The organism is Alistipes sp. CAG:268 (assembly GCA_000434235.1).
GTDB classification, from domain to species: domain Bacteria; phylum Bacteroidota; class Bacteroidia; order Bacteroidales; family Rikenellaceae; genus Alistipes; species Alistipes avistercoris.
In genome coordinates, this window is record FR892023.1 from 107,489 (window position 1) to 117,195 (window position 9,707).

Below are 9,707 nucleotides of genomic sequence, written 5' to 3' on the forward strand. Positions count from 1 at the left end.
TCCGCATGGAATTCTACACATATACGCTTCCCAACGGCATCCGAGGCATCCACCGGCAGGTGAAGGGCTCGGTGGCGCACTGCGCACTGGTCATCGACGCCGGGAGCCGCGACGAGCATCCCGACGAGTACGGACTGGCGCACTTCACCGAGCACGCCTTCTTCAAGGGCACCCGGCGGCGGCGCGCCTGGCAGGTGAACTGCCGCCTGGAGAACCTTGGCGGGGAGCTCAACGCCTTCACCACGAAGGAGGACACGACGATCCACGCCACGACAAGGAGGACCCGACGATCAACGCCACGACGCTCCGGGGCGACTTCGCGAAGGCCGCGGAGCTGATCGCCGACATCGCCTTCCGCTCGACCTTCCCCGAGCGCGAGCTCGAGCGCGAGAAGGAGGTCATCGCCGACGAGATCAACACCTACAAGGACTCGCCGGCCGACATGATCTACGACACGTTCGAGGACCTGCTCTTCGCCGGGTCGGAGCTGGGGCACAACATCCTGGGGCGCAAGGCGGCCCTCGCCCGCTACGACAGCGACGCGATCCGCGCCTTCACGGCACGCACGCACACGACCGACCGCATGGTCTTCTCGTCGATCGGCAACATCGCGCCCCGCACGGCCGAGGCGGTGGCCCGGCGCTACTTCGCCGCCGAGGAGGCCTCGCAGCGCGGATTCCGCCGCGCGGCACCCGCCTATACGGCCCCGTTCGCCAAGGAAGTCGCACGGCATACCCACCAGACGCACTGCATCATCGGCAACCGCGCCTGCGCCATCGGCGACGAGGACCGTCTGCCGCTGGCCCTCGTGACGAACATCCTCGGGGGACCGAGCGCCAACTCGCTGCTCAACACCGTCATACGCGAGAAACACGGGCTGTCGTACAACATCGAGGCCAGCTATACGCCCTATACCGACACGGGTATCGTAGCGATCTACTTCAGTTCGGACCACGACAACGCCGGGCGCTGCATCGCCCTCATCGAGGAGCAGCTCTACCGCCTCCGCACCGAACCCCTCACGGCCCGGCGGCTCTCGATGGCCAAGAAGCAGTTCATCGCCCAGCTGGCCATCTCGAGCGAGAGCAACGAAAGCTACATGCTCGGGGCCGGAAAGAGCCTGCTGCTCCACGACGATGTGGACACGATGGAGCAGGTCTACGCCAAGATCCGCGAAATCTCGGCCGAACAGCTGACCGAAGTGGCCGGCAAGGTCTTCACGAACATGTCGCGGCTGGTTTACAAATAGACAAAAAACGGAACACCCTATGGAACGACCCTCGAACCGTCTGGTACTCATCGTCCTGCTCGACGCATTCGCCGATACGCCCGAGGCGATCGACGCCTCCTACGAGTTCAACAAACAGGGCTTCTACGCCCGATAGCAACGATGGAGGCACTCGAACGATACGTCCGCGCGCATTCGGAACCGGAGGATGCGCTGCTGCAGGAGCTCGACCGCGAGACGCACCTGCGCACGGTCGCGCCGCGCATGGTCTCGGGGCACATCCAGGGGCGGCTGCTGGAGCTCCTCGTCCGGATGCTCCGCCCGCAGCGGGTACTCGAGATCGGTACCTTCACGGGCTACTCGGCCCTCTCGATGGCCGCCGGGCTGGAAGAGGGGGCGCAGCTCGACACCGTGGAGGTGGACGACGAGCTGGAGGAGGTGGCGCAGTCCTACTTCGACCGTTCGCCCCACGGGGCGAAGATCCGCCTGCACATCGGCTCGGCATTGGAGATCGCACCCCGACTCGCTACGACGTTCGACCTGGTGTTCATCGACGGCGACAAGCGCGAATACCCCGACTACTACCGGATGCTGCTGGGAGACACGTCGGGTACACCGCTGGTGCACAGCGGCTCGGTGCTGATCGCCGACAACATCCTCTGGTCGGGAAAGGTTGTCGAACCCGTTGCGCACGCAGACCGCCACACGCAGGCGCTGCTGGAGTTCAACCGCATGGTGGTCGAGGACCCGAGGGTGGAGAACGTCATCGTCCCGCTGCGCGACGGACTGAATCTGATAAGGGTAAGATAACAATGGAGATCAAGGAACTGCAGGAGCGCGTCGATGCGTGGATCCGAACCTACGGCGTGCGTTACTTCTCGGAACTTACAAACATGGCCTGCCTCACGGAAGAGGTGGGGGAGCTGGCCCGCATCATGGCCCGCACGTACGGCGACCAGTCGTTCAAGGCGGGAGAGAAAAAGAACCTCGCCGACGAGATGGCCGACGTGCTGTGGGTGCTGGTCTGCCTGGCCAACCAGACGGGTGTGGACCTCACGGCCGCCATGGAGGCCAACTTCGCCAAGAAGACCTCCCGCGATAGGGAGCGCCACCTCCACAACGAGAAGCTCCGGGACTGAACCGTCGGAGGCAGTGCGCCTGAGCCCCGAAAAACAGCCCCGTGCCGGAGAGCGCCGAAGCGTCTGACACGGGGCTCGCCTATGATAAGAGCGAGAAGGATGACACCGCATCCGGAAGACCGCGGCGAACCGCCGCACCGGATGGCTGCATCGGCAGATCAGGTCAGATTCCCTTCGGGGCGATCTCGGTGATCCGGATCGGCAGGGCCCGCAGGACGCATGCACGCTGCCCGGCATCCAGCCCGTCGAACGGAGAGCCGAACCACTTCCGCGCAAGATCGGCCCGCAGATCGGCATAAACCTCAGACAACGCCTGCTGTACGCCGGCATAGACGGCATAGGGAGTCGCACGGTCGATCTGAATGCCGAACATGCCCAGATACTCGGCATAGTGCTCCGTACGGCCGTCGGGCAGGCAGATCGCAGTCGGACGATGCTCGGAAAGCGACCGGTCGTCCGTCGGGTTGAGCAGGAACTCCCGGGCCAGCGCCTTCAGTTCGTCGGGCGTACACTCCCTCCTGTTTCGTACGGTCCCGGCAAGCATGCGCCCCCGGGCATTGACCGACACCAGGAAACAGTTGCGCTCCGCAATCTTCAGGCGGAACGAATCGGGAAGCAGCGAGTCCCCCGGAATACACTCCACCATGTCACATGGCACCACGCCGGGTTTCGCCCCGTCGGGCGACGGTCCGATGCGGGGCGGGAGCATCCGGGAGACCTCGCAGCTGGCCGTTTCGTAGCGTACGCGCAGCACACGGGCCTCGCGCATCTGCTCCTTTAGGTCGGTCACGGCGCCCATGCACACCTCGCCGTCGGCACGCAGCGTGACTGTCAGGCGGGGGCGCTCCTCCTCGGAGAGGCGGTCGCGCTTCCGCGCAATCAGTTCGAGGATTCTGTCGCCGGAGGCCGGTGTGCCATCGACCCAGACCGAGTCGCGGCCGATGCGGATATCGAGATTCAGGGGATCGTCGCCCGACGAAGTGCGGGCGACGGCCGGAGGTTCGGGCTCCCGGGCGGTAAAGCTGCAAAGCAGGACCAACCCCGCCAGCACGGGAAGGGCAGCGCCCAGCCGCAGGGCGGCATGGCGCCGGTTGTTGCATCGCGTCATCATGGCAAATCGTTTTTTGGTGAGTGAATGGTTCAACCCGCAGGCTATATCCGGATTATAGCCGAAGAGCTGATGGAACAGGACGATCCGATAACGGGTGAGGTCGTAGCCTGCATCGAGCACCTCGCGGTCGGCCTCCCACTCGTGGACCTCCTTCAGCCAGCGCTGGGCGATCCAGACGAAGGGATTGAACCAGAAGAGGCTCCGCACAAACTCGACAATGAGGCATTCGACCGAATGGAGGTGGCGGACATGGCCCGCCTCGTGGCAAAGCACCATCGCGCGCCGCTCCCCCTCGTAGCCCGGACCCAGAAAGACCGTGCGCAGGAACGAGAAGGGGGCAGCCACCTGCGGGTTCTCGGCCAGCGTATAGCCGGCGCAGGGCGTAAGCCGCGAACGGCGGCGCAGGCGGCGGATGCGGTACAGCCGGACGACGAGCAGCCCCAGCGACAGCAGGGTGACCGCGGCACAGGCTGCCGCCGGGAGCAGGCGCAGCGGGAGGGCATAACGCGGCGTCGCGGGGCGAGGTTGCGTCCCCGACACCGCCTCGCCCGCCGCCTCGCCGACTGCAGCAGGTCCGGCAGGGTACGCCTCCTGCAGCCACTCGGACCGGACGGAATCGGGATTCCGGACCGAAGCGGGGTAGACCGGGATCTCGAGGGCCGGGATCACGGCCGAGAGGAGGAGCGCCGCAACCAGATAGAGGCGGCACACCCGGAACGAAACCCTGCGCACCAGCACCAGCCGGTAGAAAGCCAGCAGGATTCCGCTGCAGAAGAGCATCTCGACGATATAGAGCAAGGGCGATTTCATGGCAGACTCGGGTTTATTCGTCTTCGCGCAGCATGCGGAGGATGGCGTCGGTCTCCTCGACCGAGATGGCCTTATGCTCGGAGAAGAAGGAGACCAGACGGCTCACCGAACCGTCGAAGAAGGTGTCGAGTACGGTGGCCATGTAGCGGCGGGCGTAGTCGTCCTTCGAAACGAGCGGGTAGTATTCGTAGGTCTTGCCGTAGGCCTTGTGCCCCACATAGCCCTTCTTCTCGAGGATGCGGACAATGGTCGAAACGGTATTGTAGGCCGGTTTGGGCTCCTCGAGCGCATCGAGGATGGCATGCACGACGCAGGCACCCTGCCGCCAGAAGACCTGCATGATCTCCAGTTCGGCGCGGGTGAGCTCCTGGGGGCGGTTCTTGACAATCTCTACCATAACTATAATTTTAGTTGATTCTCCTGGAGCAAATATATAACTAATATTTTAGTTATGCAACTATATTTTTAATATTTCATGAAAAATCATCCGCCGTCGGCAGAGAGGGCAGGCTGCGGACCGGAAAAAAAAGAAGCACGAGCGAGACGGCTCGAAGCAAAAAAAGGAGCGAAAACAGGGGAGAAGACGCAGCAAGGGCATGGGGCATAGCGGCATCGCAACGCAAAGGGAGCAAGACAAGGAAGAGCAGGGGGGGGCAGCAAAAAGCCGGGGCCCGATTGTCGGGCCCCGGCACAGTCGGGAAGGGACGCGCGGCCGGTTACTCCAGCTTCAGGTCCTTCTTGATCGCCTCGATCTTGGCGTCAAGCTCGGCGAGCACCTTCTCGTAGTCGTCCACCGAAGCCAGCGGCGCCTTGACACCGAAGTAGAACTTGATCTTGGGCTCCGTGCCCGACGGGCGCACCGAAACGATCGTGCCGTCCTCGGTAAACCACTGCAGCACGTTGCTCGAATCCTGCTCAATGGGCGTCTTGGCACCGGTGCGCAGGTCGGTCTGTTCGAGCGAGAGGAAGTCGTTCACCTTCACCACGGGCGAGCCGCAGATCGTTTTGGGCGGGTTGGTACGGAAATCGACCATCATCTTCTGGATCAGCTCGGCACCCTCCTTGCCCTTGCGGACCACCGAAACCAGGCCCTCACGGTAGAAGCCGTACTTCACGTAGAGCTGCTGCAGCCACTCGTAGAGCGTCAGGCCCATCGTATCCATGGCCCATGCGGCGGCCTCCGCAGCCAGCGAGCAGGCCGAAACGGCGTCCTTGTCGCGCACATAGTCGCCGGCCAGATAGCCGAACGACTCCTCGCCGCCGCCGATGTACTTCGTCTTGCCCTCGTTCTCGCGGATGATCTTGGCGATATACTTGAAGCCCGTGAGGCAGTCGTAGCACTTCACCTTGAAATAGTCGGCCACGGCATTGGCCATCTGCGACGTGACGATCGTCTTGACGACATACTGGTTGCCGTCCAGTTCGCCGCGCTCGGCCCAGCGGGTCAGCTGGTAGCTCATCAGCAGCACGAGGGTCTGGTTGCCGTTCAGCAGCACGTATTCGCCCCGCTTGTTGCGCAGCGCCACACCGATGCGGTCCGAGTCGGGATCGGTGGCCAGCACCAGGTCCGCACCCTCCTTGGCCGCCAGATCGATGGCCATCGACATGGTCTTGCGCTCCTCGGGATTCGGCGACTCGACGGTGGGGAAGTTGCCGTCGATGACAGCCTGCTCCTTGACCATGATGACGTTCGTGAATCCGAACTTGCGCAGCGAGGCAGGAACCAGGCGCACGCCGGCTCCGTGCATCGGCGAATAGACGATCTTCATGTCGTGATGCTTCTTCACGCTCTCGGGCGAAAGCGACAGCTCATGCACCTTGTCGAGGTAGATCTCGTCGAACTTCTCGTCGAGGATCGTGATGTTCTCGGGATTCCTGCCCGTCAGGATCATATCGACGTCGGTGATCTTCTCCACCTCGGCGATGATGTTCTTGTCGTGCGGGGGCGTCACCTGCGCGCCGTCGGTCCAGTAGGCCTTGTAGCCGTTGTACTCCTTGGGGTTGTGCGAGGCGGTAACAACCACGCCCGAGTGACACTTGAGCTCGCGGATCGCGAAGCTCAGCTCGGGGGTCGGACGCAGGGCGTCGAAGAGGAAAACCGTGAAGCCGTTCGAGGCGAAGATGTCGGCCACACGCTCGGCAAACATGCGCGAATTGTTGCGGCTGTCATGGCCGATCGCCACGCGGATCTGCTCGCCCGCGAAGTTCTTCTTCAGGTAGTTGGCCAGGCCCTGCGTTGCAGCGCCCACCGTGTAGATATTCATGCGGTTGGAGCCCACGCCCATAATGCCGCGCAGGCCGCCGGTACCGAATTCGAGGTCCTTGTAGAAGCTCTCCACAAGTTCCTTCATATCGTTGTCGATCAAATACTTGACCTGTTTTTTCGTCTCCTCGTCGTAGTGTCCGTCGAGCCACGACTGCGCCTTTTTCAGCACCTGCTGTTCGAGTTCGCTTGCCATAATGCTATTGGTTTTATCTATAATTTAATGATCGTCTGTTCCAAAAATTTTATATGCAAATATACGGAATAATTTTCGAATATTCAATATCAGTAAGTTAAAATCGACCCTCCGGAAAGCGTTGTTTTTCTATATACAAAAACGGGAGATTTGCAACTCATTTTCGGGAATCTTTTTACAAATTTATTCACAACTTTGTCACGTCAAAACAGCGCAAACTTTCGTCATGCTGAACAACACGCAGGCACATAACGACATGTGGCAATACTGTCTCGACCGGATCAAGGCACAGACCTCGGCCGAAGAGTTCGAGAAGTGGTTCCAGCCCATCGTACCGCTCGAGTTCGACGGTACGACGCTCCGTCTGCGCGTACCCAACGAGAGCTATGTGCGGCAGATCGAGAAGAACTACATCCCGTTCCTGCGGCCCATCATCTCGCAGCTCTACGGACAGCAGACGAAACTCCACTACGCCGTGCCCCGTACCCCGGCCCCCGCAGCCGCACCGGCTCCCGCCGAGGCCGACACGACGCCGATCGCCCGTTTCAACGCCCAGACGAATACCGCAAATATAAAAAATCCGTTCGTCATTCCGGGTGTCAAGAAGATCGTGATCGACCCGCAGTTGAACCCGAACCTCACGTTCGCCACCTTCATCGAGGGCGAATGCAACCGGCTGGCCCGTTCGGCAGGCATGTCCGTGGCGGTGAACCCGGGAAACAACCCCTTCAATCCCCTATATATATATGGCGACTCGGGGTTGGGCAAGACCCACATCGTGCAGTCGATCGGCCACGAGGTGCGCCAGCGCCACCCCGAACTGCAGGTGCTCTACGTCTCGATGAACAAGTTCCAGGCGCAGTTCCAGACCGCCTACAAGAACGGCGAGATCCCCGACTTCATCCACTTCTACCAGATGATCGACGTGCTGATTATCGACGACATCCAGGAGCTGACCGGAAAGACGGGTACGCAGAACGCCTTCTTCAACATATTCAACCACCTGCAGCTGTCGGGAAAGCAGCTGATCCTCACCTCGGACAAGCCGCCCGTGGAGCTCAAGGACATCGAACAGCGACTGCTGACGCGCTTCAAGTGGGGCCTCTCGGCACAGCTCAACACGCCCGACTACGAGACCAAGCTCAAGATCATCCGCATCAAGGCGCAGAAGCTCGGGGCACAGATCTCGGACGACGTGGTGGCCTATCTGGCCGACAACATCTCGGCCAACGTCCGCGAAATCGAGGGCGCACTCTCGTCGCTGGTGGCCAATGCCTCGTTCCTCGGGCGCAAGATCACCACGTCGCTGGCCAAGGAGATCCTGAAGGTCTACGTGCAGCTCTACCAGAAGGAGATCACCATCGACCACATCATCGAGGTCGTGTGCGAATACCTCAATTTAGATTTCGCCCGCTTCAACTCCACGGAGCGCACGCGCGAAATCGCCCAGGCCCGCCAGATCGCCATGTATCTGGCCAAGCAGCACACCAAAGCGCCGCTGACGACCATCGGGGCCGCCATCGGAGGCCGCAACCACGCCACGGTGCTCCACTCGTGCAAGGCCGTATCGAATCTCATCGAGACCGACAAGGCATTCCGCCGCATGGTCGAGGAGATCGAAAAAAAGGTCCTCGCCCAATAACCGGGGGGGGGCCAGAGGGACAGCAAAGGTGCCGGGCCGTGACCAGGACAGGACAGCCGGGACCGGGAGGCCGAAAGCAGGACAAAAGCCGAACCGGACAGAACCGCGAAAAAGAGACAAAAAGGGGGATGCGATCCACGCGCATCCCCCTTTTATTGCCAGCTTGTCCGCACACCGAACTTGCGTTTGTTCCGTTTTTTGCATATCTTTGGGTATCCCACAACCCCGAACATCATGACCGCAGCACCCGAGACCCGCCGCTTCCACCTCAGCCTCCGCAGGATCCTGCCCCTGCTGGCCGGCTGCTTCCTGTTTGTCGGAGCAAGTGCATGGATGATCCTCCACGCCTCCGCAGCCCCGTCGCTGGCCGCCCGATACATCATTCCCGTCGCAGGATGGCTGTCGATACTCTTCTTCGGGACCGGAGCCGTCGCCCTGACCGTTGCGGCCCTCCTCCGCAGGCGCTTCCCGCTGGTAGAGGTATTGCCCGAAGGGCTCAAGCTCCATTCCATCCTGAAACCCGCAAAAGAATACTTCTTCCCCTGGGAGTCGATCGAGGCGTTCAGCCGGGTACGGATCGCCGGGAACGACCTGCTTGCCGTCCACACCCGCGACCTGGCACAACGATACGACCGGTCGGGACCGATCGGACAGATCGCCATCGACATCTCCCTGAGTTGCAGCGACACCCCCTATACGATCAACGACCGCGTGCTCGACGCAGCTCCCGGCGAGGTGGAACGCTCTCTCGAAGAGCATCTTGCCGCCTACCGCGCCAGAAGCGAAAGGGAACCGGCATCCTGAAAAGGCGGATTCCGTCCCCAAGCGGGTCGTGACAGCTTCTGTCACGACTTTTTCGTATCTTTGCCCGCAAGAACAACTGAAGAAATCCCTCGAAGCATGGACCAACCCAAACTCGAACGGCTGCTGCGGCTCATGAAGCTGCTCACGGCCAACACCACCTACAACGTCGATCAGCTGGCCGAGCGGCTCCGCATGTCGCGCCGGACCGTCTACCGCTACATCGACACCTTCCGCGAAGCGGGCTTCGTCATCAAGAAGTCGGGCGACTGCATCCGTCTCGACAAGGAGTCGCCGCACTTCCGCGACATCTCGCAGCTGGTCCATTTCACCGAAGAGGAGGCCGTCATCCTGCGGAGCGCAATCGAGAACATCGACGACACGAACCTCCTGAAACAGAACCTCAAACGCAAACTCTGCTCGGTCTACGACAACCGGACGCTGGCCGACACGGTCGTTCGCGGCAAGAACGCCCCGAACATCCGCCGCCTGATCGAGGCCATCGAGGAGCGGCGGC

Annotated in this window: 10 protein-coding genes; 7 read left to right on the forward strand and 3 right to left on the reverse strand. The window is 61.6% G+C overall.

Features of this window, described 5'->3' with window-relative positions; all coding sequences use genetic code 11:
• Positions 1-5: 5 nt before the first annotated feature.
• The 4 genes from QZL63_RS11780 (at position 6) to QZL63_RS11140 (ending at position 2,367) form a co-directional block, all read left to right on the forward strand.
• Positions 6-338, forward strand: a complete 333-nt coding sequence (locus QZL63_RS11780) for a M16 family metallopeptidase (protein WP_022309364.1) — start codon at positions 6-8, stop codon at positions 336-338.
• Complete coding sequence (locus QZL63_RS11735) at positions 290-1,249, forward strand: M16 family metallopeptidase (protein WP_441293907.1); 960 nt, start codon at positions 290-292, stop codon at positions 1,247-1,249. Before QZL63_RS11780 ends, QZL63_RS11735 begins: the two co-directional genes overlap by 49 nt.
• A 141-nt stretch (positions 1,250-1,390) precedes the next feature.
• Positions 1,391-2,038 carry an O-methyltransferase gene (locus tag QZL63_RS11135; RefSeq protein WP_022309367.1) on the forward strand — a complete coding sequence of 216 codons (648 nt, stop codon included), beginning with the start codon at positions 1,391-1,393 and terminating at the stop codon, positions 2,036-2,038.
• 2 nt (positions 2,039-2,040) lie between these two features.
• Positions 2,041-2,367 carry a nucleotide pyrophosphohydrolase gene (locus QZL63_RS11140; protein ID WP_022309368.1) on the forward strand — a complete coding sequence of 109 codons (327 nt, stop codon included), beginning with the start codon at positions 2,041-2,043 and terminating at the stop codon, positions 2,365-2,367.
• 163 nt (positions 2,368-2,530) lie between these two features.
• Here QZL63_RS11140 and QZL63_RS11145 read toward each other — a convergent pair whose 3' ends face one another.
• From QZL63_RS11145 to QZL63_RS11155, 3 genes are all read right to left on the reverse strand, one after another.
• A complete protein-coding gene (locus tag QZL63_RS11145; RefSeq protein ID WP_022309369.1) occupies positions 2,531-4,288 on the reverse strand; it encodes a M56 family metallopeptidase in 1,758 nt (585 codons plus the stop codon).
• A gap of 13 nt (positions 4,289-4,301) precedes the next feature.
• A complete protein-coding gene (locus QZL63_RS11150; RefSeq protein ID WP_022309370.1) occupies positions 4,302-4,685 on the reverse strand; it encodes a BlaI/MecI/CopY family transcriptional regulator in 384 nt (127 codons plus the stop codon).
• A gap of 319 nt (positions 4,686-5,004) precedes the next feature.
• Entirely contained in the window at positions 5,005-6,747 is a 1,743-nt protein-coding gene (locus QZL63_RS11155) for a phospho-sugar mutase (RefSeq protein ID WP_022309371.1), read from the reverse strand.
• Positions 6,748-6,973: 226 nt separating this feature from the next.
• Here QZL63_RS11155 and dnaA point away from each other — a divergent pair, with 226 nt between their 5' ends.
• The 3 genes from dnaA to QZL63_RS11170 form a co-directional block, all read left to right on the forward strand.
• Entirely contained in the window at positions 6,974-8,389 is a 1,416-nt protein-coding gene (gene dnaA, locus QZL63_RS11160; protein WP_022309372.1) for a chromosomal replication initiator protein DnaA, read from the forward strand.
• A gap of 234 nt (positions 8,390-8,623) precedes the next feature.
• Positions 8,624-9,193: an STM3941 family protein gene (locus tag QZL63_RS11165; RefSeq protein ID WP_022309373.1), complete on the forward strand. Its 570-nt coding sequence runs from the start codon at positions 8,624-8,626 to the stop codon at positions 9,191-9,193.
• 96 nt (positions 9,194-9,289) lie between these two features.
• Positions 9,290-9,707: HTH domain-containing protein (locus tag QZL63_RS11170; protein WP_290587209.1), on the forward strand; the 418-nt coding region annotated here is incomplete at its 3' end.